A 22,897-nucleotide genomic window follows, 5' to 3' on the forward strand; every position below is an offset into this window, starting at 1 on the left:
GGGTTTGCGTGTAACCTTGGAATTAACCGATAGGCTGGTAACAATCCCCCACATGATTGAGATGCGCAATAATATCCGGACCTTCGGCTCGGGATCCCCCACCCTCCTGTTCTCCCACGGCTTTGGCTGCGACCAGAGCATGTGGGAACCGGTGGCCAACCGGTTGGCGGATTCCTTCCGCATCGTGCTCTTCGACCATGTCGGGGCCGGACGCAGCGACCTGAGCGCATATGACAAGGCGAAATATGCGAGCCTGGACGGCTATGCACGCGACGTCGTCGAGGTTGCGCGATCGATCGACACGCCGGATCTGGTGTTTGTCGGCCATTCGGTCAGTGCGATGATCGGCGCGCTCGCGGCCATCGAGGCGCCCGATCTCTTCAAGCAGCTAATCATGGTCGGCCCCTCGCCTCGCTACATCGACGACGGGGACTATACTGGCGGCTTCGACCAACAGCAGATCGAAGAGCTGCTCGAATTCCTCGACAACAATCACCTCGGCTGGTCGGCCGCCATGGGACCGGCGATCATGGGCAATCCCGACCGCCCCGAACTGGGCGAAAGGCTGACCAACAGTTTCTGCAACACCGATCCGGATGTCGCGCGCGATTTTGCGCGGGCTACCTTCTTCTCGGACAATCGGGCGGATCTGTCGGCGGTGCCCGTCCCCACGCTGGTTCTGCAATGCAGCGAGGATATCATCGCCCCGGTCGAGGTCGGCAAATATGTCGCCGAGAATGTACCCGACAGCTCGTTCGTGCAATTGGAGGCGACCGGGCACTGCCCCAACCTGAGCGCACCGGATGAAGTCGCGCAGGCAATCCGGCACTATGTCCGGGCCTGACCCGACCGAGGATCTCCTCGACCTCTATGAAAACGCGCCGTGCGGCTACCTGTCGCTCGCCCCAGATTCAACGATCGTACGGGCCAATCGAACCCTGCTCGGCTGGCTCGATCTATCGGCTGACGATCTGGTCGGGAAACCCCTGCGCGACTTGCTCGGAACCGGTGGGCGCATCGCCTACGAAACGCACCTTGCTCCGCTGCTGCGCCTGCAGGGCTTCGTTTACGAGATCGCCCTCGACTTGAGATGCGACCACGGGCTCGTGCCCGTAATTGCCAATGCATCGGAAAAGCGGGACGAATCGGACAACCATCTTTTCACGCGCCTGACGCTGTTCCTTGCGGAAGACCGCCGAAAATACGAACGCAACCTTCTCGAGTCGAAAATCCGCGCGGAATCCGAAACGGAACAGCGCGATCGCGAGGCCGAATTGCGCGAGCAGTTCATCGCGGTCCTGGGCCACGATCTTCGTGACCCCGTGGCTGCGCTGAAAGCGGGAACCGGCCTGCTTAAGGACTCCGGCAATCTCGACACCGAAGATCGTGAAATCGTCACCCACATGGACTCGACGATCGATCGCGCGATCGAGCTGATCAACAATGTCATGGATTTTGCCCGCGGCAGGCTGGGATCGGGTATCTCGCTGGAACTCCAGCCGACGCCGGACCTCGATAGGAAGCTGGAAATCGTCATTGTCGAAGCGAAAACGGCAAGGCCCGACCGCGACATCCGCAGCGAGATTGCGATCGGGACATCGGTGAAGTGCGATCCAGATCGTTTGGCCCAGCTCCTTTCGAATCTTCTTTCGAACGCCCTGCATCACGGCAGGCACGATGCCCCGGTCATGGTGAAGGCAATAACGACGCGGGACAAACTGGAAATCTCGGTTACGAATTCGGGCACGCCCATTCCTGCCAATGTCCTCGAGACTCTGTTTCAACCGTTCGATCGCGGCTCGAAACAGGGCAATCACGATGGCCTGGGACTGGGCCTGTTCATCGTCGACCAGATCGCCACGGCGCATGGCGGACGGATGGAAGTCGCCTCCGATGAGGGCGGGACAACCTTCAAGCTCGTCATCCCGTCCAAGGAAAGCGAACAGCGCTAAGCCAAGCCGGCCGCCTTCACCAGCGCCTCGGTGCTCGCGTCGAACGCCTCTCCGGCCTGTTCGATCGCTTTCGCCATTTGCTTGCCGAGTTCGACGCCGAACTGGTCGAAGGGATTGATGCCCATCAGCACGGCATTGGCGAAGGTGCGGTGTTCGTGGAAGGCGATCAGCGCGCCCAGCGCGGCGGCGTCGAGATCGTCGCACAGGATCGTGGCCGAGGGACGGTCGCCGGGATAGTTGCGCGCGGGGTCCTCTCCCGCCTTCCCCGCCATCAGCGCGGCGCCTTGGGCGAAGCAGTTCATCAGCAGGATGCGGTGGTGCGCGGGGTCGAGCTCGTCGCCCGGTGCCACGCTGGCGATGAAATCCACGGGGATAAGGTGCGTGCCCTGGTGGAGGAGCTGGAACACCGCGTGCTGCGCATCGGTGCCCACCCCGCCCCAGGTAATCGGCGCGGTCGGGCCGTCCACTGGCTGCATGTCGGCAGTAACGCGCTTGCCGTTCGATTCCATTTCGAGCTGCTGAAGGTAGTCGGGGAACAGACCGAGGCGTTCGTCATAGGCGAAGACCGCGCGCGTTTGGCAGCCGCGCACACGGCTGTAGTAGAGATCGGCAAAACTCGCGCGTAGCACGAGATTGGCCGCCCCGTCGGTGTCGCGAAAGTGTTCGTCCACAGCCTTGGCGCCCGCCAGCATGACGCGGAAATCGTCCATCCCGACCGCCATCGCGATGGGAAAGCCGATCGAAGACCAGATCGAATAGCGCCCGCCAACGCTTTCCTGGAACGGCAGGATGCGCGTCTCGTCGACGCCCCATTCGACCGCGCCTTCGGGATTGGCGGTGAGCGCGATGACGCGGCCGCCGGGGTCCGAAACACCGTTATCGGCAAGCCATTTGAGAGCCGACCGAGCGTTGGTCATGGTCTCGATGGTGGTGAAAGTCTTGCTGGCAACCGCGATCAGCGTTTTGGCCGGATCGCACTTGGCAAAGGCCGCCTCCAGCGCGACACCGTCGATGTTGGAGACGACGTGGACGTCGCAATAGGACAGGTCGCGAGAAAGCGCATCGACGCCCAGCGCCGGCCCCAGCGCGCTGCCACCGATACCGATGTGGATGAGGTGCTCGATCTCGCCCAGCGCGCCCTGGTGGATCGCGTCCACCAGCATGCCCATACGGTCGATCAGCGCCATCGCCTCCTCGACCTTGGCTTCGTCGCCCGTGCCGCGCAGCGTAGCATGGTCGGCCGCGCGTCCTTCGGTCGGGTTGACCACCTCGCCTCCGAACAGCTTGGCGCGCATGCCGGTAAAGTCCATCGCTTCGGCCAGCTCCTCGAACGCCGCGATTACCGCGCGGTCGAGATGCGTCTTCGACCAGTCGAACAGGATGCCGCCTTCGCCCAGCTCGATCCGGTCCGAGAGCATCGCCACGCGCTCCGCCCCGCCGGGTTCGTCCGCGCCCTCGCCGCCGTCGCGGACCGCGCTGAACAGCTCGCCCAGCGTCGGGCGCGGCAGGTTTTCGAGCTTGTCCCAGATCGCGGCGGAAGAAGTCATGGCTCAAAAATCCTTTCGTGTGCGCAGGTCGGCGACTAGGGACTTCGGCGATGATTGAGAACCCCGCATGACAGAGCAAGCGCTGAATAGGAATTCGAGCCCCGCACCCGCCAAGGACGAACCCGAAAAGGAAACGCTCGGCAGTTTCCTGTGGTTTGTGGCCAAGCTGGTGATCGCGGTGTTGATTTTCCGGAGCTTCATTTTTTCGCCCTTTACCATTCCGTCGGAATCGATGCTGCCGAACCTGCGCAATGGCGATTATCTGGTCGCGGCCAAATGGCCCTATGGCTATTCCAGGCTCTCGCTGCCGGGCGAAGTGGCCTTGTGGGAGGGGCGCCTTTTCGCCGACCTGCCCGAGCGCGGAGACGTTGCGATTTTCAAGCATCCGGTGACCGGCGCCGATTACGTGAAGCGCGTGATCGGCCTGCCCGGCGATACGATCGCCACCCGCGATGGCGTGGTGATCCTCAATGGCGAGCCTCTGCCCAAGGAGGCGGCGGGCTATGCCGACATTCCGATGAGCGCCAATACGAGCTGCCGCCGGGATGGAGGCATCGTGGTCGACGGCACGATCTGCCGCTATCGCCAGTTCCGCGAGACGCTGCCTTCCGGCAAAAGCTACATGATCGTCGACTTCGGCCCGGTCGGGGCGCGGTTGCTTGCCGATGGCGCGGGCGGGTTCGTCACCAATTCGCGCGGCCAGCCCGTGCGGATCGATCCCGATAATTTCGACCCCGTAATCGTCCCCGAAGGTCAGCTTTTCATGATGGGCGACAATCGCGACAACTCGCTCGACAGCCGCTTTCCGCCCGTGCCCGATGGCGGTGTGGGGCTGGTCGATGCAGACCTGCTGGTCGGCCGCGCCAGCCGTGTGCTGTGGTCCACCGATGGCAGCGCGCAGTGGCTGCTGCCCTGGACCTGGTTCACCGCCGCGCGCTGGGACCGGATCGGAAGCGACATATGAGCGCCCTCGCCCCTGAAACGCGCGAATGGCTGGCGAAGACCGGCTTTACCGTAAAAAACGAGGCGCTGTGGTTCGCCGCTTTCACGCATGGGAGCATGGGCGAAAAGCGCGACTACGAACGGCTGGAATTCCTCGGCGACCGTGTGCTCGGCCTGTCCATTGCCGATTGGCTCTATGCGCAAAGCGATGCGCCGGAGGGCAAGCTCGCCCAGCGTCTCAACGCGATCGTCAGCCGGGCAATGTGCGCGACCATTGCGCGCGGTGTCGGTCTGGCGCCGCATATCCGCATTTCCAAGCAAGCCAGCAGCGACGGTGGCCGCGATAGCGACAATATCCTCGGCGACGTGATGGAAGCGCTGCTCGGCGCGCAGTTCCTCGATAACGGGTTCGATGCCTCGCGCGATCTCGTCCGCCTGCTTTGGCGCCCGGCGCTCGAAAGCGGCGCGGGCAAGTCGAAACACCCCAAGAGCGCGTTGCAGGAATGGGCTGCGGGCAATCAGCGCAAGCCCCCCGAATACGAGCTGATCGACCGGTCCGGGCCCGATCATGCGGCACGCTTTACCGTGCGGGTCAGTGTGCACAGGGTCGGCGCGGCGGAAGGCAGCGCGGGCAGCAAGCAGGAAGCCGAAAAGGAAGCGGCACGCAAATTCATGGAGAAATTCGGGTGAGTGATACGCAAACCAGATGCGGCGTCGTCGCCGTCCTCGGCGCGCCCAATGCGGGCAAGAGCACGCTGGTCAACCAATTGGTCGGCCAAAAGGTCGCTATCACCAGCGCCAAGGCGCAGACCACTCGCGCGCGGATGATGGGCATCGCGCTGCACACAAGCGACGATGCGGAAACGCAGATGATCCTGGTCGATACGCCGGGCATCTTCGCGCCCAAGCGGCGGCTCGACCGCGCGATGGTCAGCGCGGCCTGGGAAGGTGCGGAAGCAGCCGACGCGGTGCTTCTGCTGGTCGACCCGGTCAAGCAGCGACGCCATGAACTCGAACCGCTGCTCGAACAGGTTGCCCAGCGTCCCGAACGCAAAATCCTCGTCCTCAACAAGGTCGATGTGGCGAAGAAGGAACCGCTGCTGGCGCTGGCGCAGGAGCTTGGTGAGAAGGTCCAATTCGAGACGGTCTATTTCGTCTCCGCGCTGACCGGTGACGGCGTGCCGGAAATGAAGGAAGCGCTGGCGGGGATGATGCCCGAAGGCCCGTGGATGTATCCCGAAGATCAGGTGAGCGATGCCAGCGAGCGTCTGCTCGCCACCGAGATCACCCGTGAACAGCTCTATCAGCAGCTTCACGAGGAATTGCCCTATGACAGCGCCGTTCGCCCGGAAAAATACATCCAGCGCAAGGATGGCAGCGTCGAGATTCACCAGCAGATCGTCGTCATGCGCGATAACCAGCGTGCCATCGTGCTCGGCAAAGGCGGTAGCCGGATCAAGGAAATCGGCAAGGCCGCGCGCGAGGAACTCTCCGAATTGCTCGGCCAGAAGGTCCATTTGTTCCTCCATGTGAAGACCGACGAGCGCTGGAGCGAGGACAAGGAAATGTACGAGGAAATGGGGCTCGACTGGAAGAGCTGAGCCGGGAGATTTTCCGCTGGACATGCTTGCGTCCCACTTCGTACCCCAGCTCGCCGCAGCGCTCGCGGTCGGGCTTCTGATAGGAATCGAACGCGGCTGGAAGCTGCGCGACGAAACGCCGGGAATGCGGGTTGCGGGCATCAGGACCTTCACCCTGCTCGGCATGACAGCGGGGCTAGGCGGAATCATCGGCCTGCTGGGATACCCCATCGTCTCGGGTATCGTTTTCGCGCTCGCCGCGGCGCTGGTGGCCATCGGTTATTCGCGCTCGGTACTCGACACCGGGAGGCCCGACGCGACCAGCGCGGTGGCGGCCATGGTCACGCTCGGGCTGGGGTTCCTCGCGGGAATCGGCCAGGAAGCGCTGGCGGTGGCGGGCGCGGCGGTGGTCACGCTAATCCTTGCGCTGCGCACCGAGGCCCATCGCTGGGTCGGCGCGCTCGACGAGGCCGACATCAAGGCCTTCGCCCGCTATGCGGTCATCGCGCTGGCGGTACTGCCCTTCCTGCCCGAAGGCCGCTACGGCCCATACGACGCGTGGGAGCCGCGTGTGCTGTGGCTGGTGGTCGTCATCGTCACCGGCTTTTCCTTCGTCGGCTATGTCGCCAACCGCATGTTCGGCGCGCGCCGGGGAACGATCGCCACTGCGGTGATCGGCGGGGCCTACAGTTCCACGGCAGTCACCCATTCCTTCGCCCAGCGGCTTGGATCGGGCATGGGCGGCGGCGCGGAGAATGCGGGGATCGCACTGGCCAGCGCGGTCATGTATCTGCGGGTCATCATTCTTGTCGCGGTGCTCGCGACCAGCCTGCTCGAACCGTTCGTGGTGGTGGTGGCGCCCGCGCTGATCGCTGGCTTCGCGGCGAGCTACTGGCTCTACCGCAAGGCCCCCAGCACGACCGGACCGGCACCGCCGGGCAACCCCATCGCCATGCTACCCGCCCTGACCTTCGTCGCCTTCGTTGCCCTTGCCGCAGTGGCCGCGCGCTGGGCGCAAGGCGAATTCGGCGAGCAGGGCATTGCCATCCTGCTGCTGCTGATGGGCAGCATGGATGTGGATGCGGCCATCGTGACTGCGGGAGGGCTGGAACCCGGCACGATCGCGCCGCGCCTCGCCGCGTTGGCCATCGCGGGAACGATCCTCGCCAATATGTGCGTGAAGCTCGGCGTGACCGTGGCCTATGGCAGGCACGAGGCACGGCCCGCCGCCATCGCCCTGGCGGCAAGCATGGTGGCATTGGCGGCAAGCCTCGTGTTCGGCTACGCAAGGCTATGAAGCAATTGGCGACCGGGTCTGCGATCGGTGGGTCGGTCGGGATCAACCCGTTTGCAGGGTACTTCCCCTTATCTCCCGCCGACACTGGGCCAGTTCCACTCGGTCGCGCCCACCCTCCTTCGCGCGGTACAGCGCGGCATCCGCAGCTTGGACCATCTGGCTCAGATCGCAATGTTCCGGAACGCTTGCAACACCGATCGATATCGTGATCCGGCCGAGCCGTTCGCCGTCGTGGTGAAGATTGAGCGCGGCAATCCGCAAACGAATGTCTTCCGCGCGGGCCGCTGCCTGCTCGCTGTCGAAATCCGGCAATAGCAGCACGAATTCTTCGCCGCCGTAGCGGAAGGCGAATTCGGGTTCGCGCGTGGCTTTTTGCAGGACCTTGCCCACTTCGCTCAGCACGAGGTCGCCGGCCTCGTGACCGAAACGGTCGTTGAAGCTCTTGAAATGATCGACGTCCAGCATCAGGCAACTCATGCGCGCGGCGGCATCCCCCTCGCCCGTGCGGAGCTTTTCCATGACGTGATCGAAGCTGCGGCGATTGGAAAGGCCTGTCAGCGTATCGTGCATGGCCATCTTTCGAAGCGCGTCGCGCAATTTGAGATTCGCCAGCGCCAGGCTGATGTTTTCGGCCAGCATCTCGATATAGTTGGCCGGCGTCGGTAATACGTCTGCGCTGTCATCGCGGACCTCGAGATAGAGCAGTCCGAGTGTTTCGTTCTGAGCCATCAACGGCAGGCAAAGCGAATCGGATATTTCCCCATCCGCCAATGCGAGATGCTGACAAGGCACATCTATTCCGTCGCTTTGTGGTCTGTGGGGCATTCCACGTCGCAGAGCCCAGCAGGAGGAGGGCGCGAATTCGGCCTGCGAATGGACCGGTTTCTGCCATGTGCAAGCTTCGACCATCGCATTGCGATATTCGTCGAACAAATAGAGACGTCCGGCCCGCCCCGGGTCGATCTCCGGCACGAACCGGCGCACTACGTCTTCGAAGTCTTCCAGCGTATCGCAGCTCTGCATGCGCTGGGTCATGCGCGAAAGCAGTTCGCGAAGGGCGCTGTCGGCATCGCGTTCGGCCTGGAGGCGCTGCCGTGCCAAGCCGTTTTCGCGGAAAACGCGGATAGCCTGCGCCATGTCCCCGATTTCGTCGATCTGGCTCACTTCGGGCAGCTCGGTAGCGTAGTCCTCGGCGGCTAACCTGCCGATCACATCACTCAGCCGGACCACGGGATGCAGCACGCGGCGCTTGAAAATGAAATACAGCACGAACAGAAACAGGAGACCCGTGATCGCCAGCACGATTTCAGCCAGCAATTTCCACATGGCCGCGATTGCCGCCGCTTCGTTCACCACTCTTTCTATGCGCCCGTCGAGCTGGTTCTGAAAACGCTGCACCAGCATTTCGGCGCGGTTCAATTCGCGCTCGTATTCCGGGCCGAACAGGATCTGCCGTGCGCGCGCTTCGTCGCCCCGCTCGTAAGCCGCGATCGCTGCGACTTGTTCATCATGCAGCGTATCCGCCCAGCGGATCGCTTCGGCCAGCGTGGCGAGTTCGTTCTGGCTGGCACCGGCATCGCCGATATGTTCGATCCGCCGCTCGACCGATTCCAGTTCCTCTTCGTCGCGGCGATAAACCACGGCGTAGGTCTCGTCGCCCGTGTTGACATACTGGCGCGCGTGCTCGCTCATGGCGTAGATGTCCCGGCCGAGCCGGGAGGTCGCCTTGTCGAGCTGATAGCGCTGTTCGACAGCGGCCCGTTCGCGATCATGCGCATTCGATGCCAAAAGCATCATAACGCCGGATACGACCGTCAAGGCGACGGTCGCCCCATAGGCCACATTGGTGATGGTTGCCAAACGCATGGCTGCCTTATGGCAGGGAAGACCAACCGAAGCGTTAAGGCCGAGGCGGTATGGTTCCTGACGCGGTATTCAGCCAGGAGCCTTCAACCATCGGCACCTCACGCAGTAGGCTTCACTTTCGCCGCCGCCGACGGACTCGAAACGGGCGCGAACATGCCTCGCCGCCAGTCAGCCTTGACTGCGGGACAATGCAGCGTGCCTACCGTTTCTTCGCAATTTTGATCTTGTTCTTCTTGGCGAAATCCTTGGTCGATTCCTCGCTGCGCCCCAGCGCCTTGGCAATTTGCTTCAGCCCCTGCCCCTTTCCGGCAAGCGTGCGCAGTTGGCCCGCTTCCTCTCCGGTCCAGGGCTGCTTGTGCCGTTCGAACCGTTCCTTGGCCATCAGCCCGCCGCCTTCTTCGCGGCAGGCTTCTTCTTCGCCGCGGGCTTCTTTGCCGTAGGCTTCTTTTTCGCGGCGGCCTTTTTCTTCGGCGCGGCCTTCCCCTTCTTTGCCGGTCCCTTCGCGGCACGCGCGTCGATCAGCTCAATCGCCTGCGCCTCGGTCACGTCCTCGGGTTTCACATCCTTGGGGATCGTGGCGTTGGTGGTGCCGTCGGTCACGTAGGGGCCATAGCGGCCCGGCATCACCTTGATCTCGCCGCCCGAGGTGGGGTGTTCGCCCAGCGTTTTGATCGGTTCGGCCTTGCCGCGCCCGCCGCCCTTGCGATTGGCGGCCTGGGCGAGAATATCGACCGCACGGTTCATGCCGACCTCGAAGACTTCGCGGGTCGACGACAGTTTGCCGTACTTCCCATCGTGGCGCAGATAGGGGCCGTAACGCCCTATCGCGGCTTCGATTTCCTTGCCGGTTTCCGGGTGCGTGCCAACGATGCGCGGCAGGCTGAGCAGCTTCAAGGCCCATTCGAGATCGAAATCGTCGAGGTCCTTCGGAATGCTCGCGCGCTTCGCCTCCTTGCCCTCGCCAAGCTGGACATAGGGGCCGAAGCGGCCGCTCTTGCGCTCGACCGGCAGGCCGGTTTCCGGATCCTCGCCCATGACGCCGTCATCGGCGCCGTCATCGCCGTCGGAACCGCCCGGCTTGGCGAACTGGCGGGTGTATTTGCATTCGGGATAGTTGGCGCAGGCGACGAAAGCGCCATAGCGGCCACCGCGCAGCGCCAGCCTGCCGCCCTCGCGCCCTTCGGTTTCGCATAGTGGGCAATGGCGCGGGTCCTTGCCGTCGGCACGTTCGGGGAAGAGATAATCGGCGAGGAAATCGTCGAGCACCTCGGTCACTTCCGAAGGCTTCTTCTCCATCACCTCTTCGGTCTTGGGCTTGAAATCGCGCCAGAAGGCTTCGAGCAGCTTCTTCCAGTCCTCGCGCCCGTCGGACACGATGTCGAGCTCGTCTTCCAGGCCCGCCGTATAATCGAAGGCGACATATTGCGGGAAGAACCGTTCGAGAAAGGCCGTCAGCAGACGCCCGCTTTCCTCGGCGAAGAAGCGGTTCTTCTCCATCCGCACATAGGCGCGGTCGCGCAAAGTCTGGATGGTGCTGGCATAGGTCGAGGGGCGACCGATGCCGAGCTCTTCGAGCCGCTTGACCAGACTGGCTTCGGAAAAGCGCGGCGGCGGCTGGGTGAAGTGCTGGTTCGCATCGACGCTTTTCTTGAGCGGACTATCGCCCTTCGCGATCGTGGGCAGCAGGCCGTCTTCGTCGTCCTCCGCATCGTCACGACCTTCCTGATAAACCGCGAGGAAGCCCGGATACTTGACCACCTGGCCGGTCGCGCGAAGCTCGTGCTGGCCGGTCGCGTCGCGCAGGGTAACGCTGGTGCGTTCGAGGCTGGCCGCGGCCATCTGACTGGCCATCGCGCGCTTGTAGATCAAGTCGTAGAGCTTGCCTTCATCGCCCGATCCGGCGCGGTCCTGATTGAAGTTGGTCGGTCGGATCGCCTCGTGCGCTTCCTGCGCGTTCTTGGCCTTCGACTTGTACATGCGTGGGCTATCGGGGAGCGCATGGCCGCCATAACGATCGGCCACCGCCTTGCGGCAATCGGCAATCGCGCCGCCATCCATGCTCACGCCATCGGTACGCATATAGGTGATCGCGCCCGCCTCGTAGAGCGACTGCGCGCAGCGCATGGTATGGCTGGCCGAGAAGCCGAGCTTGCGGGCGGCTTCCTGTTGCAAGGTGGAGGTGGTGAACGGCGGAGCCGGATTGCGCTTGAAAGGCTTGGTTTCGACTTCCTCGACCGTGAAGTTCGCCGCCTCGACCGCATTCTTTGCGGCCATGGCGCTGCCCTCGTTCCCGAGGGTGAGCTTCTCCAGTTTCTTGCCGTCATATTTGACCAGCCGCGCGTCGAATTCGGTGCCGTCATGCTGCAACTTCGCGATGACCGACCAGTATTCGTCGGCGCGGAAGTTCTCGATCTCGATCTCGCGATCGACGATCAGACGCAGCGCGACCGACTGCACGCGGCCGGCGCTCTTCGCGCCCGGCAGGCGGCGCCAGAGCACCGGAGACAGCGTGAAGCCATAAAGATAGTCGAGCGCGCGGCGGGCGAGATAGGCGTCGATCAAATCCTGGTCGAGATCGCGCGGCGCCTTCATCGCGTCGGTCACTGCCCGTTTGGTGATCGCGTTGAAGGTCACGCGCTCGACATCCTTGGGCAGCGCCTTGCGCTTGGCCAGCAGTTCGCGCACGTGCCATGAAATCGCCTCGCCCTCGCGGTCGGGGTCGGTCGCGAGAATCAGGCGGTCGGCCGCCTTCGCATTGTCGGCGATTTCCTTGAACCGCTTCTGCTTGTCCCGATAGAGCTCCCAATCCATCGCGAAACCTTCGTCGGGGCGCACACTGCCATCCTTCGGCGGCAGGTCGCGGACATGGCCGTAGCTGGCCAGAACCTTGAAGTCCTTGCCAAGGTATTTCTCGATGGTCTTCGCCTTCGCGGGCGATTCGACGATAACCAGTTGCATGGGGGTAATTACAGTCCCTTACGTGTGTACGTGCGTATACGCGCGAAAATGGGGACCGGTCCCGATTGGCGTCAAGCGCCAAAAACCGAACGGGCCGCCCGGCCTAGGAGGTACACGGACGGCCCGTCGCGAGCGCCGTTGGGGGGTGCCCGCTATTCAGTCCGGAAAATCGCGATGGCCGAATCGGCCACCTGGTGAATTCACCATAAGACGCGTCTGCGAATCGCGCTTGCAAGAACGCGTCAATTTCGCCGCCATCAGAGCGAAAGGCTGACCCGGGCGCCCGCATGCCGCTCGAGCCGTCCGGCGATCTCGAGTTCGAGCAGCGCAAGGTGCACGGCGCCGGCATCGGCGCCCGACTGGCGGATGATTTCGTCCACCGGTACCGGCGCGCTTGTCAAAAGACCGGCAATGTCGGCCGGGTCGGTCTCTGCCAACCCGCCGGGCTCGAAATCGAAGGCCGGTGAGGGTTCGCGAAAAGTGGATCGGGACTCGCCGTCGAAGGTCGACAGCAGCTCGGACACGTCTTCGGGCGTCTGCACCAGCACCGCGCCTTCGCGGATCAAGTGGTTGCAGCCGTGGCTGCGCGCTTCCAGCGGACTGCCTGGAATGGCCATGACCTCGCGCCCCGCCTCCCCCGCCAGCCGCGCGGTGATCAGGCTGCCCGATTTGACCGCGGCCTCCACCACCAGCGTTCCGCCCGCGAGCCCGGCGATGATCCGGTTGCGGCTGGGGAAGTGGCTGCCGCGCGGTTCGGTGCCCGGCGGCTGTTCGGCCAGCAGCAGGCCTTCGTCGGCGATCCGCTCCTGCAATTCGGCGTGCTGTGGGGGATAGGCAATGTCGATGCCGCTGGCGATGACCCCGATAGTAGTGGGAAAAGCCCCCTCATGCGCCGCGCCGTCGATCCCGCGCGCCAGGCCGGAAACCACGGTGAAACCAGCTTCGGACAATCCTTGCGCAAAATCGCGCGCCAGCTTGACTGCGGCGGCACTGGCATTGCGCGCGCCGACCATGGCGACGCAGGGTTTCGACGCCAGCGCCAGATCGCCGCGCCAGATCAGGATCGGCGGCGCTCCATCGATCTGACCGAGCAGTGCGGGATAATCGGGCTGATCGTGAAACAGGTACTTCGCGCCCGCCTTGCGCACGGCCTCGACCTCGCGCTCGATCCTGTCGGCGGGGCAAGCGCGGTACTGCCGCCCGCCGCGCTTGCCGAGATCGGGTAGCGCGCCCAGCGCCTCTGTAGCGCTGCCGAAACGCTGCAACAGCATGGCATAGCTGACCGGCCCGATATTGGGCGAGCGTAGCAGGCGGATGCGGGCGAAAGCCTCGTCCTGCGACAGTGCGGGCTGCGCCCCGCCGCTCACTCTTTCGAGCCGCCGATCCTGGGTTCTTCGCCCTTCATCAGCCGGGCGATATTGGCGCGGTGGAGGTAGATGATCAGCAGCGCGATCGCGGCAAGAACCGGGAAGAACTGCGGATAGCCGAAGAGCGGCGCGGCGGCAGCCGCAGCGACGACCGCCGCCATTCCGGCGAGCGAGGAGACGCGAAAGATCGCGAGTACGCTCAGCCAGATGAAGGCATAGGCCAGCCCCAACGGCCAGGCGAGACCGAAGGCAACGCCAGCATTGGTCGCCACGCCCTTGCCGCCCTTGAACCCCAGCCAGACGGGAAAGCAGTGGCCTAGCACCGCGGCACCGGCGGCAAAGGCCATCGCCACTTCGCCCCAGAGCTGGCCCGCGATTGCCACCGGGGCGAGTCCCTTGACGAGATCGAGTACCAGCGTAGCGGCGGCGAGCCCCTTATTGCCCGTGCGCAGCACGTTGGTCGCGCCGATATTGCCCGAACCGATCTGGCGCACGTCGCCCATGCCCGCTGCTTTGGTCAGCAACAGGCCGAAGGGGATCGATCCGACCACATAGCCGAGCAATGCTGCGTAAAATGCGTCCACGGGAACCTCCGCTGCCGGGCGCCCGATCGCGGCCACGCCCTTCCTCTTTGATTGTGCTGTAAAGTTAAGTACGGCCCTTCGACAAGCTCAGGCCGCACGGAATATCCGCTTTGGACGCAACCTCCCCCATTCTCCTGTTCGATTCCGGCGTTGGCGGGCTCACCGTGCTGGACGAACTGCGCAAGGTGCTGCCCGATGCGCCGGTAATCTACGCCGCCGATGTGGCGGGCTTGCCCTATGGCACGAAGAGCGAGGCGGAGGTGGCCGCGCGCGTCGCCGGGCTGCTCGGGCGGATGGCCGAACGATACCAGCCGCGCCTGATCTGCATTGCCTGCAACACCGCCAGCACGATCGCGCTCGGCATGGTGCGCGACGTGCTCGAAACGCCGATCGTCGGCACCGTGCCCGCGATCAAGCCCGCCGCCGCGCTCACCAAAACTGGCGTTTTCGGTCTGCTCGGCACCGAGGCAACGATGCGGCAGAGATATGTCGACGATCTCGAACATGCCTTTGCGGTGGGCAAGCGGTTGCTACGCCACGGCGCCAATGGCCTGGTCCCGTTGGCCGAGGCCAAATTGCGCGGGGAACGCGTATGCATCGACGACGTGGCCGATTCGGCGAAAGGCCTCATGCTGCAGGCGCATGGAAGCGATATCGACACAATCGTGCTCGCCTGCACCCATTTCCCGCTGCTCGAACAGGAACTGCGCGAAGCCTTCGGTCAGGGGGTCGAATTCGTGCATGGAGCGCAGGGGATCGCGCGGCGGATCGCGCATCTCACCGAAGGCCAACCCTTCGCCCGCAGCACCGGCGACCGCGCGATCACTACCGGCGCGCTGGCGGATTTCGAAAGACTCGCACCGGCATTTGCCGAGCGGGGTATCGACCGACTGGAGAAATTCTGACCTGCCATGACTCGCGACCGCTCCGAACTCGCTCAAAGAAGCCTCGAACGTCTCGCCGAGGTTGGCGGTGATGTTACGCGCCCGGTGCTCGACGCCTATTACGCCCGCCATCCCGATGCGCGGGCCTCGTTCGAGCACCACGGGCTGGGTCACACGGCGGAGCTCGAAGGGCGCATGGTGGCCGAAAGCCTCTACCTGCTCCTGACCTGGATCGAAGACCCGGCGACCGCGCGCATCGACCACGGAACCGCCATCGTGCACCACAACGACTCGCTGCATATTCCCCCGCGCTGGTATCTCGGGCTGGTGGATGCGGCGCTCGACGTCCTGCTTCGCACCGTTCCAGAAGATTCCCCCGACGAACGCGCCCTGTGGATCGCGATCCGCGAGGAGTTCGCGGCCTTCGTCGAGAGCCTGCGCAGCGAGTTCGTCCATGGCGACGGGGGCGATCCCCTGCCCGGATTCGAGCCGCCACCGGCAGCCCGCTGACTTGCGAGTCGCTCGCAAAGATCGCGGTAGCGATTTGAAACCGTTTCGATTAGGGCGAGGCTCACAGTCAGCCGCGGACGGGCGGTGCAGCGACGGGCGAATACGCCAGTGAATTACGACCAGATCTTCGACGAAGCGATTTCCCGACTGCATGAGGAAGGCCGCTACCGGGTCTTCATCGACATCCTGCGGAACAAGGGCGCCTTTCCCAATGCGCGCTGCTTTGCCGGCCACAATGGCCCGAAGCCGGTCACCGTGTGGTGCTCGAACGACTATCTCGCCATGGGCCAGCACCCCAAGGTCATCGCCGCGATGGAAGAAGCATTGCACGATGTCGGCGCGGGTAGTGGCGGCACCCGCAATATCGGCGGCAACACGCATTATCACGTGCAGCTCGAGGGCGAACTCGCCGATCTCCACGGCAAGGACGCCGCGCTGCTGTTCACCAGCGGCTATGTCTCGAACGACGCGACACTATCAACCATCGCCAAGTTGCTGCCCGGCTGCGTGATCTTTTCCGACGAACTGAACCACGCCAGCATGATCGCGGGTATCCGCAATTCGGGCTGCGAGAAGCGCGTCTTCCGGCACAACGATCTCCACCACCTCGAGGAACTGCTGGCTGCCGAGGACGAGGCGACGCCGAAGCTGATCGCCTTCGAAAGCGTCTATTCGATGGATGGCGACGTCGCCCGGATCCACGATATCTGCGACCTGGCCGAGAAGTACAACGCACTGACCTATATCGACGAGGTCCATGCCGTGGGCATGTACGGCCCACGCGGCGGCGGCATTTCCGAACGCGACGAAGCCGCGCATCGGATCGACATCATCGAAGGGACGCTGGGCAAGGCGTTCGGCGTGATGGGCGGGTATATCGCGGCGGACAAGAAGATCGTCGACTGCATTCGCAGCTATGCGCCCGGCTTCATCTTCACCACGTCGCTCAGCCCCGCCCTCGTCGCGGGCGTGCTGGCATCGGTGCGGCACCTCAAGGCATCCTCGGTCGAGCGTGAAGGCCAGCAGGCCGCCGCCGAATTGCTCAAGCAGAAGATGCGCGATGCGGGCCTGCCCGTGATGGACAGCGTAACCCACATCGTCCCGCTAATGGTCGGCGACCCGGTGCGCGCCAAGAAGATCAGCGACATCCTGCTCGCCGAATACGGCGTCTACGTCCAGCCGATCAACTTCCCGACCGTGCCTCGCGGGACCGAACGCCTGCGCTTTACGCCCGGCCCGGCCCATACCCCCGCGATGATGGACGAGCTTGTCGGCGCGCTGGTCGAGATCTGGGACCGGATGGATCTGGAGCTGGCGAAAGCGGCGTGATGCGGCAGTGGATCGGCCTGTCGATCGCGGCCGTTGCTCTTCTGCATCTGGCAGCCACTTTTGCTATTTACCCCGTCGGCATCGCCGCAGCCGTATCCTATACGCTTAGCGGCAGCATTCCGCCCGCCTCGATCGAATCCGAGGCTTTCTGGTTCGCCATGTTCGCCCCCTTCCTTTTTCTCTTCGGGGTCATGGTCGACCGGACGGAGCGCGGCGGCACGTCGCTCGGATGGCTGGTTGTCCTCGTCTTTTCGCTGTCATTGGTCGCGCTGATAGCGCCGATGCCCGCAACCGGAGCCTGGCTCCTCGTCCCGGCGGGCGTCGGAATGTGGGTCCGCGAATTGCGCTTGGCACGAGTCTGACAGAACCGGCAACTTTACGATCGCGCCAGCATCCCTGCCGCTTGCGTATATTGTGCGACGGTGAGCCCACGGTTAGATCGCAAGGATGAATGGGGAACCTGTCTCACGCCGCGCCTTGCGCGATGTCTTTCCCGTATGCGTCTTTGCAGGGCTGATGCTGCTGCCATTTCTGGTTTTGGCAATTTTTGCTCGGGACGCCAGGGTTGAAGCAACCGGCCTCGATGAAGTTGCGATGACAATCACCCCCGACATCGCGATCGCCGATCTCCCCGGCGCTGCGGATGACACTGTCATTCTGTCCGAACTCGAATCGAACGTTGCGCGCGCGCGCAATGCGGCGATCGACTTCGCAGCGGCAGGTCCTGGCACGGCAAGCCCCTTTGGCTTTCGCGGCAGCGAGGCCGATCGCGTCCGCGCGCGCGATTGCCTGGCGCTCGCGGGCATGGCCGAGGCTGGTGGCGGCGATGCGGACCAGCGGGCAGTGATGCAGGTGATCCTCAACCGCGTGCGCCATCCGGCCTTTGCCGGAACCGTATGCGGCGTGGTGTTCGAAGGCTCGCAGCGCCCCACCGGATGCCAGTTCAGCTTCACCTGCGACGGTTCGCTCGAAAGAGCCTATTCGAAAGCAGCATGGCGTAGTGCCCGCGCCCGAGCCGAGGACATGCTCGGCGGCGCGACGCATGCACCGGTGGGCAATGCCACGCATTTCCACGCCGACTATGTCTATCCCTGGTGGAGCGACCGGCTCGACAAGGTGGCACAGGTGGGCCCGCACATCTTCTTCCGCTGGCGCGGTTACTGGGGCAGCCGCACGGCGCTTTCGGCCTCCTATCGCGGAGCCGAGCCCGATCCCCTGGCCCTGCGCCAGACGGCTCTGGCCGTCGCCGAGGCCAATCCGCTGCCGACCCTGCTCCAGAGCGGCGAAGCAGTGCGCAGCATCACCAGTCAAACCCCGGCGCAGGTGAGCGAAGTCGGCCAGGGCGCGCCACCCTCGCCGGGCGCGGGCGTGCATTTCGTTCTCGTTGCAAGGGGCGAATCGCCGCAGACTCTGGTCGAACGTGCGCGGGGCCTGTGCTCGGGCGAAGGCTATTGCCGCGTACAGGGATGGAGCGAGGCCGACGCCATTCCGCGCGGCCTGCCGCTGACCGACGAGGCACGCCGCGCCATGCGCTTCAGCTTCGTTGCCGCGGGTGCGGGCGGGCAGGAAGCGATCTTTCTCGACTGCCGCACCTTCCCGGCCCCCGGCATAGGCACCTGCCTGCCCGCAAGGCCGTAGGGGATTTTGCGCGACCGAGTCGGCGCGCTAAGCCTCCCGCCATCGACAAGGGAGAGGTTGGAATGAGCGGCAATCGGGACATGACCTATGAAGAGGTGGTGATGGATCGCCGCTCAATCAGGGGCTATCTCGATAAGCCGGTGCCGCGCGAGCTAATCGAGGAAATCCTGACGCTCGCCATGCGCTCGCCCACCTCTATGAACACGCAGCCGTGGCACTTCCACGTCATCACCGGCGAGCCGCTGAATCGCATTCGCAAGGGCAATACCGAGAACATCCTCGCCGGCGTTCCCGACAGCCGCGAGTTCCGCCGCGGCGAACCCTTCGCCGGCGTCCACCGCGAACGGCAGGTTGGCGTCGCGAAGCAATTGTTCGGCGCCATGGGCATCGCCCGCGACGACAAGGACAAGCGGCAGGACTGGGTGCTGCGCGGTTTCCGCCAGTTCGATGCACCGGTCTGCGTGATCGTGACCTATGACAAGGAATTATCGGGCAGCGATGATACCGCTTTCGATTGCGGCGCCGTCACCACCGCGCTGGTCAACGCCGCCTGGTCGCGCGGATTGGGCTGCGTCATCAACAGTCAGGGAATCATGCAGAGCCCGGTGGTGCGCAAACATGCCGACATTCCGGACGACCAGGTGATCATGAAGGCGGTCGCCATGGGCTGGCCCGACGAAAGCTTCCCCGCCAATGCCGTCGTCAGCGAGCGCAAAGGCGTGGACGAGGCGGCGCGTTTCGTCGGGTTCGACTAGCCCGGCAGCCTTTTTCAACCCAATACCCGGTTTCCATTTAACCGACACTCCCTTATCGCTGCATGATGCCGCATGCCTTGGTTCGATCTCATGCCCCCGTGGAGAGAGAAGATTTGTGCGACTAGGAATCGCCGCCTTGTTCATGATCTTGCTTGTGGCCATCGCGGGCGTGACGGTAGTGCCCGCCAGCAATGCGCAACAGCCGATACAGGCACAGACACCCGCACAAGTCCGCAGCACTAGCATCGCCGATCTCGAAAAGTTCATCGATGGTTTCGTGACAGCCAAGATCGAGGATCTCGATCCTCCGGGGATGAGTGTCGCGGTCGTCACTCCCGACGGTGTCATCGCCAAAGGCTATGGCGTGGCCGACATGGATAGCGGTCGCATGAACGATGCGGATACGCTGTTCCGCATCGGATCGATATCCAAGCTGTTCGTCTGGCTCTCGGCACATATGTTGGCCGAGGAGGGCAAGCTCGACCTCGATGCCGACATCAATGCCTATCTCGACGGTTTCGACATTCCAAACAGCTATGACGAGCCCATCACGATGCGGGATTTGATGGCTCACCGTGCGGGATTTGAGGACAGCCTGCGCGATTTTCTGGATTCGGAACGGGACATTTCGCTTCGTGACGCTGCGAAGCGGTCGATGCCGCGCTTGGTTGCCCCGCCGGGAGAGCGGGCGAGCTATTCCAACTACGGCACCAATCTCGCCGCCTATGTGGTGGAACGAGCGACGGGCATGGATTATTTCGAATTCGTGAACATGCGTATCCTGCAACCGGCCGGCATGAACGCGACGACGCTGCACGATCCGGGGCAGGGAAAGAACCCGACTGTGCTCGACGATCGTATGGCACGTCCACACATCCCGGAGAACGGTACGGCGACGGTCTCGAATTATTTGCCGGTGCGCCCGCAAGAGCCGGTAGGCGCAGTCGCGATAAGCGCGAAGGACGCGGCCACCTTCATGCAACTGATGCTGCGCGGCACAAAGCTTGAAAACGGCGATCGCCTGCTTTCGGAACAAGGATGGGCACGTGTGCAGACCAATGCCTTTGCCGATGCGGCCGGAGGCGACGACATGGGCTGGGGTTTCATGCTCAATGAAATCGATGGCGAGAACACGATCGGCCACGGTGGAGCGACCAAGTTTCTGAGCTGGATGTTCGTCCTGCCCGATCGCGGGATCGGGGTTTTCGCCTCTTCGAACATGACCTCTATGGAGAGCCTCCCTGTCGATGTGGCGGTGGCCATCGTACGCCGTATCACCGGCAGCGATCCGGTCACACGCTATCTCGAACATGCGGGAGATGTCGAAGCCGCCGAGGAAGTCGCCGGTCTCTACTGGACCAACAGGCGCACATTCGGCGGACCGCTCGCCCTTGCGGGGCTGGGGTCGGAAATGACGCTGACCGCCGACAACGGCTTTCTGGTCACCTCCGGTCCTATGCCGACACGCTACGCGCCCATCGGCAATGATATCTGGATAGCGCTGGATGGATCGCGTCTGCGTGTCGCGAGGGACGAGGTCGGCGAGATCGTCCGTCTCCACGGATCCCGCGGCTCGGAAACCTACGAACGGGTCGGTTTCTTTCAGTCCAGTCGCCCGTTCCTATTTGCCACCGGCTTATGCATGGTCCTCTCGATCACCACCCTGCTGGGCATGTGGTATCGCTGGCGACGCCCCAACAAGGTGACAAAGCGAGGGCGCAAGGCGATGTGGATCGCGCTGGTTTCGGCGCTGCTGTGGCTTGCCTTCGCGGCAAGCCTTATCGCCCTCATCCTAGACGTCAGCAATATCGACCTGGGTGCCGACGACCTGCGATTCCCACCCCTACCCATGAAGATCATGCTCGCCTTGATCGTAGCGCTGACAATCCAGTGCATCGTCCATATCGCCGGGGTCTGGCTCGCCTTGACGGGCAGCGGGTGGACACTGTGGCGGCGTGTCCATTTTACCATCTTCGCCGCCTCCTTTGTCTTCGCGATCACCCAGTTCGCGCGCTTCGACTTGATCGGCACCCGCGTGTTTTGATGTGAGGTGTGGACCGGATAGCCGTATTCTTGCCCATCACGGCTCGGCGCAAACTCGCCATGTCGACCGCTTCCCTGCAAACGCGGTCGCCATCGGAGCAACTCGTCTCATGATCTATCGCTGATTGGCGCAGCGGGCGTGGCCTACCGCATTATGTTCTAAGCCCGGCCACTGTCTTCGCGCAGCGGTCAACCCAGTCGCGAATTTCGGCCTGTTCGGGCAGCATGTCGGAAAACCACTGGAACGGCGAACTGCACAGCATGTCCGCCGCGCTGAACCGCTCGCCCAGCAGCCACGGCCCCTTGCGCAGCGGTGCGGCCAGTTGCTCCAGCATCGTCGCTTCGCTGCCCAGCCCGTCCTCGACCACCGGATGCGTAACCCCGGCCCATTTCAGGATCAGCAGCGGCTCCATCACGCCCTGATAATAGGACAGCCAGGACAGATAGGCCCCGCGCCCCGCCTCGCCCGGCAATGGCCCCAGTTTCGCCTGCGGATAGGCATCGGTCAGATACAGCATGATTGCCCCGCGCTCGCGCACATGCTCGTCGCCATCGACCAGATAGGGCACTTTCTTTTCGGGATGCGGATTGGCCGGATCGGACACGCCCGACCCGTCCTGCCGGGGAATGGTGACTTCTTTCACATCCACATCCGCGCCCAGCATACGGACCAGCTCCACGACTGTGTCGGAGCGCGATTGGGGCGAGTGGTAGAGGGTCGGCATAAGGTTCTCCTTTCGATTGCTATGCGCGCAGGATATGCCTGCCCTGCTGACAGAAAGAGGCAGTAGCGATGGCGCGACAGGACCGGCTCATGCGATTGCTCGCCGCGCTGCGGCGGCTGCCCTCCCCCGTCACCGCCGAGCGGCTGGCGGCGGAGACCGAGATCTCCCAGCGCCAGCTCTATCGCGATATCGCCACCTTGCGCGCGGGCGGCGCGCTGATCGACGGTGCGGCTGGCTATGGCTATACGCTGACCGAAGACCCGGCCCTGCCCCCGCAGAGCTTCTCGCGGCTGGAAACTGAGGCGCTGATGCTGGCGGTGGGCAGTCTCGACGAATTGGGCGACGAGCGCCTTGCCCGTGCAGGCCGCGACGCGCTGGCCCGCATTATCGCCACCCTGCCCGACCGGCAGGCACGCCAGGCCATGCACGCGATCATGCGATCATGGCGTCCGGCAAAGGAGCGCCCGGATATCGCCGTCGATCTGGATTTGCTGCGCCAGGCCTGCTGGGACGAGGTGAGCGTGCGGATCGCCTATCGCGACCGGCAGGACCGCCGCAGCACGCGCGAAATCTTCCCCCTCGGCCTGTCCTACAGCCCGACCACGCTGATGCTGGTTGCCTGGTGTCTGCTCCGCGAAGACTACCGCACATTCGAAGTTGCGCGAATCGAGAGCCTCGATGCGGGAGAAACCAGCTTCCGCCCGCGCCGGGTGGAATTGCTGCGCCGCTACAAGGCCCTGCGCATGGCGGAGTGGCGGGAGCGCGATGCGGCGGAGAGGCGCAAAGGCCCGCCCGCAGCCGACGGACCGACCTCCTGACGGATGGGTAAACATTCGTTCCCCCGGACCGCTGCAATAATTTTCATCGCCGCTGTCGAAATGGTAGGTGCCCATTCGTCTTGAAGGCGAGGCCGCTCCCGG

General features: G+C 63.8%; 21 protein-coding genes. 14 read left to right on the forward strand and 7 right to left on the reverse strand.

Features of this window, described 5'->3' with window-relative positions; translation table 11 throughout:
- The first annotated feature begins 61 nt into the window (after nucleotides 1–61).
- Together L5849_RS03505 and L5849_RS03510 are read left to right on the forward strand one after the other, a co-directional pair.
- Nucleotides 62–844 (forward strand): alpha/beta fold hydrolase, encoded by a 783-nt coding sequence (locus L5849_RS03505; RefSeq protein ID WP_236924435.1) that lies wholly within the window; start codon nucleotides 62–64, stop codon nucleotides 842–844.
- Nucleotides 831–1,952 carry a PAS domain-containing sensor histidine kinase gene (locus L5849_RS03510; protein WP_236924436.1) on the forward strand — a complete coding sequence of 374 codons (1,122 nt, stop codon included), beginning with the start codon at nucleotides 831–833 and terminating at the stop codon, nucleotides 1,950–1,952. The genes L5849_RS03505 and L5849_RS03510 overlap by 14 nt, the downstream gene beginning before the upstream one ends.
- On the opposite strand, the gene pgi is transcribed toward L5849_RS03510, so the two are convergent.
- Nucleotides 1,949–3,499, reverse strand: a complete 1,551-nt coding sequence (gene pgi, locus L5849_RS03515) for a glucose-6-phosphate isomerase (protein ID WP_236924437.1) — start codon at nucleotides 3,497–3,499, stop codon at nucleotides 1,949–1,951. The two genes, L5849_RS03510 and pgi, sit on opposite strands and share 4 nt — an antisense overlap.
- Nucleotides 3,500–3,566: 67 nt before the next feature.
- Here pgi and lepB point away from each other — a divergent pair, with 67 nt between their 5' ends.
- The 4 genes from lepB to L5849_RS03535 are packed head-to-tail and all read left to right on the forward strand — an operon-like array spanning nucleotide 3,567 to nucleotide 7,318.
- Complete coding sequence (gene lepB, locus L5849_RS03520) at nucleotides 3,567–4,463, forward strand: signal peptidase I (protein WP_115417132.1); 897 nt, start codon at nucleotides 3,567–3,569, stop codon at nucleotides 4,461–4,463.
- Nucleotides 4,460–5,131, forward strand: a complete 672-nt coding sequence (gene rnc / locus L5849_RS03525) for a ribonuclease III (RefSeq protein ID WP_115417133.1) — start codon at nucleotides 4,460–4,462, stop codon at nucleotides 5,129–5,131. Before lepB ends, rnc begins: the two co-directional genes overlap by 4 nt.
- Nucleotides 5,128–6,042 (forward strand): GTPase Era, encoded by a 915-nt coding sequence (gene era, locus L5849_RS03530; protein WP_236924438.1) that lies wholly within the window; start codon nucleotides 5,128–5,130, stop codon nucleotides 6,040–6,042. The genes rnc and era overlap by 4 nt, the downstream gene beginning before the upstream one ends.
- A 22-nt stretch (nucleotides 6,043–6,064) precedes the next feature.
- The gene (locus L5849_RS03535; protein WP_236924439.1) at nucleotides 6,065–7,318 is read left to right on the forward strand and encodes an MgtC/SapB family protein; all 1,254 of its coding nucleotides are present in this window, start codon (nucleotides 6,065–6,067) and stop codon (nucleotides 7,316–7,318) included.
- A 42-nt stretch (nucleotides 7,319–7,360) separates the two neighbouring features.
- Here L5849_RS03535 and L5849_RS03540 read toward each other — a convergent pair whose 3' ends face one another.
- The 5 genes from L5849_RS03540 to plsY all read right to left on the reverse strand — a co-directional run bounded on the left by L5849_RS03540 (nucleotide 7,361) and on the right by plsY (nucleotide 14,129).
- Nucleotides 7,361–9,184, reverse strand: a complete 1,824-nt coding sequence (locus tag L5849_RS03540) for a diguanylate cyclase (RefSeq protein WP_236924440.1) — start codon at nucleotides 9,182–9,184, stop codon at nucleotides 7,361–7,363.
- Between the two features lie 199 nt (nucleotides 9,185–9,383).
- A complete protein-coding gene (locus L5849_RS03545) occupies nucleotides 9,384–9,566 on the reverse strand; it encodes a hypothetical protein (protein ID WP_236924441.1) in 183 nt (60 codons plus the stop codon).
- A complete protein-coding gene (gene topA / locus L5849_RS03550; protein WP_236924442.1) occupies nucleotides 9,566–12,142 on the reverse strand; it encodes a type I DNA topoisomerase in 2,577 nt (858 codons plus the stop codon). Before topA ends, L5849_RS03545 begins: the two co-directional genes overlap by 1 nt.
- 257 nt (nucleotides 12,143–12,399) lie before the next feature.
- Nucleotides 12,400–13,509, reverse strand: a complete 1,110-nt coding sequence (gene dprA, locus L5849_RS03555; protein ID WP_236924443.1) for a DNA-processing protein DprA — start codon at nucleotides 13,507–13,509, stop codon at nucleotides 12,400–12,402.
- Complete coding sequence (plsY, locus tag L5849_RS03560; protein ID WP_234041434.1) at nucleotides 13,506–14,129, reverse strand: glycerol-3-phosphate 1-O-acyltransferase PlsY; 624 nt, start codon at nucleotides 14,127–14,129, stop codon at nucleotides 13,506–13,508. The genes dprA and plsY overlap by 4 nt, the downstream gene beginning before the upstream one ends.
- A 74-nt stretch (nucleotides 14,130–14,203) precedes the next feature.
- Between plsY and murI the strand changes: the two genes are divergently transcribed.
- The 7 genes from murI to L5849_RS03595 all read left to right on the forward strand — a co-directional run bounded on the left by murI (nucleotide 14,204) and on the right by L5849_RS03595 (nucleotide 21,253).
- A complete protein-coding gene (gene murI, locus L5849_RS03565; RefSeq protein ID WP_236924444.1) occupies nucleotides 14,204–14,998 on the forward strand; it encodes a glutamate racemase in 795 nt (264 codons plus the stop codon).
- Nucleotides 14,999–15,004: 6 nt separating this feature from the next.
- Complete coding sequence (locus L5849_RS03570; protein ID WP_236924445.1) at nucleotides 15,005–15,487, forward strand: hypothetical protein; 483 nt, start codon at nucleotides 15,005–15,007, stop codon at nucleotides 15,485–15,487.
- Nucleotides 15,488–15,595: 108 nt separating this feature from the next.
- Nucleotides 15,596–16,816, forward strand: coding sequence for a 5-aminolevulinate synthase (gene hemA / locus L5849_RS03575; RefSeq protein WP_115417142.1), 1,221 nt, complete (start codon nucleotides 15,596–15,598; stop codon nucleotides 16,814–16,816).
- Nucleotides 16,816–17,178, forward strand: coding sequence for a DUF6463 family protein (locus L5849_RS03580; protein ID WP_236924446.1), 363 nt, complete (start codon nucleotides 16,816–16,818; stop codon nucleotides 17,176–17,178). Before hemA ends, L5849_RS03580 begins: the two co-directional genes overlap by 1 nt.
- A gap of 232 nt (nucleotides 17,179–17,410) precedes the next feature.
- The gene (locus L5849_RS03585; RefSeq protein WP_236924447.1) at nucleotides 17,411–18,454 is read left to right on the forward strand and encodes a cell wall hydrolase; all 1,044 of its coding nucleotides are present in this window, start codon (nucleotides 17,411–17,413) and stop codon (nucleotides 18,452–18,454) included.
- Between the two features lie 62 nt (nucleotides 18,455–18,516).
- Complete coding sequence (locus tag L5849_RS03590) at nucleotides 18,517–19,209, forward strand: nitroreductase (protein WP_236924448.1); 693 nt, start codon at nucleotides 18,517–18,519, stop codon at nucleotides 19,207–19,209.
- Nucleotides 19,210–19,351: 142 nt separating this feature from the next.
- Nucleotides 19,352–21,253: a serine hydrolase gene (locus L5849_RS03595; RefSeq protein ID WP_236924449.1), complete on the forward strand. Its 1,902-nt coding sequence runs from the start codon at nucleotides 19,352–19,354 to the stop codon at nucleotides 21,251–21,253.
- A 151-nt stretch (nucleotides 21,254–21,404) separates the two neighbouring features.
- Here L5849_RS03595 and L5849_RS03600 read toward each other — a convergent pair whose 3' ends face one another.
- Nucleotides 21,405–21,977: a glutathione S-transferase family protein gene (locus tag L5849_RS03600; protein ID WP_236924450.1), complete on the reverse strand. Its 573-nt coding sequence runs from the start codon at nucleotides 21,975–21,977 to the stop codon at nucleotides 21,405–21,407.
- Between the two features lie 68 nt (nucleotides 21,978–22,045).
- Here L5849_RS03600 and L5849_RS03605 point away from each other — a divergent pair, with 68 nt between their 5' ends.
- On the forward strand, nucleotides 22,046–22,795 hold the full coding sequence (locus tag L5849_RS03605; RefSeq protein WP_236924451.1) for a YafY family protein: 750 nt from the start codon (nucleotides 22,046–22,048) through the stop codon (nucleotides 22,793–22,795).
- Nucleotides 22,796–22,897 lie beyond the last annotated feature (102 nt).

The sequence above is a fragment of the Erythrobacter sp. SN021 genome, from assembly GCF_021864455.1.

Bases quoted from the DNA above. Each gene is read 5' to 3' on its own strand.
- L5849_RS03505 (WP_236924435.1), top strand. From the start codon at position 62: ATGCGCAATAATATCCGGACCTTCGGCTCGGGATCCCCCACCCTCCTG.
- L5849_RS03510 (WP_236924436.1), top strand. From the start codon at position 831: ATGTCCGGGCCTGACCCGACCGAGGATCTCCTCGACCTCTATGAAAAC.
- pgi (WP_236924437.1), bottom strand. From the start codon at position 3,499: ATGACTTCTTCCGCCGCGATCTGGGACAAGCTCGAAAACCTGCCGCGC.
- lepB (WP_115417132.1), top strand. From the start codon at position 3,567: ATGACAGAGCAAGCGCTGAATAGGAATTCGAGCCCCGCACCCGCCAAG.
- rnc (WP_115417133.1), top strand. From the start codon at position 4,460: ATGAGCGCCCTCGCCCCTGAAACGCGCGAATGGCTGGCGAAGACCGGC.
- L5849_RS03535 (WP_236924439.1), top strand. From the start codon at position 6,065: ATGCTTGCGTCCCACTTCGTACCCCAGCTCGCCGCAGCGCTCGCGGTC.
- L5849_RS03540 (WP_236924440.1), bottom strand. From the start codon at position 9,184: ATGCGTTTGGCAACCATCACCAATGTGGCCTATGGGGCGACCGTCGCC.
- L5849_RS03545 (WP_236924441.1), bottom strand. From the start codon at position 9,566: ATGGCCAAGGAACGGTTCGAACGGCACAAGCAGCCCTGGACCGGAGAG.
- topA (WP_236924442.1), bottom strand. From the start codon at position 12,142: ATGCAACTGGTTATCGTCGAATCGCCCGCGAAGGCGAAGACCATCGAG.
- L5849_RS03570 (WP_236924445.1), top strand. From the start codon at position 15,005: ATGACTCGCGACCGCTCCGAACTCGCTCAAAGAAGCCTCGAACGTCTC.
- L5849_RS03580 (WP_236924446.1), top strand. From the start codon at position 16,816: ATGCGGCAGTGGATCGGCCTGTCGATCGCGGCCGTTGCTCTTCTGCAT.
- L5849_RS03585 (WP_236924447.1), top strand. From the start codon at position 17,411: ATGACAATCACCCCCGACATCGCGATCGCCGATCTCCCCGGCGCTGCG.
- L5849_RS03590 (WP_236924448.1), top strand. From the start codon at position 18,517: ATGAGCGGCAATCGGGACATGACCTATGAAGAGGTGGTGATGGATCGC.
- L5849_RS03595 (WP_236924449.1), top strand. From the start codon at position 19,352: ATGATCTTGCTTGTGGCCATCGCGGGCGTGACGGTAGTGCCCGCCAGC.
- L5849_RS03600 (WP_236924450.1), bottom strand. From the start codon at position 21,977: ATGCCGACCCTCTACCACTCGCCCCAATCGCGCTCCGACACAGTCGTG.
- L5849_RS03605 (WP_236924451.1), top strand. From the start codon at position 22,046: ATGGCGCGACAGGACCGGCTCATGCGATTGCTCGCCGCGCTGCGGCGG.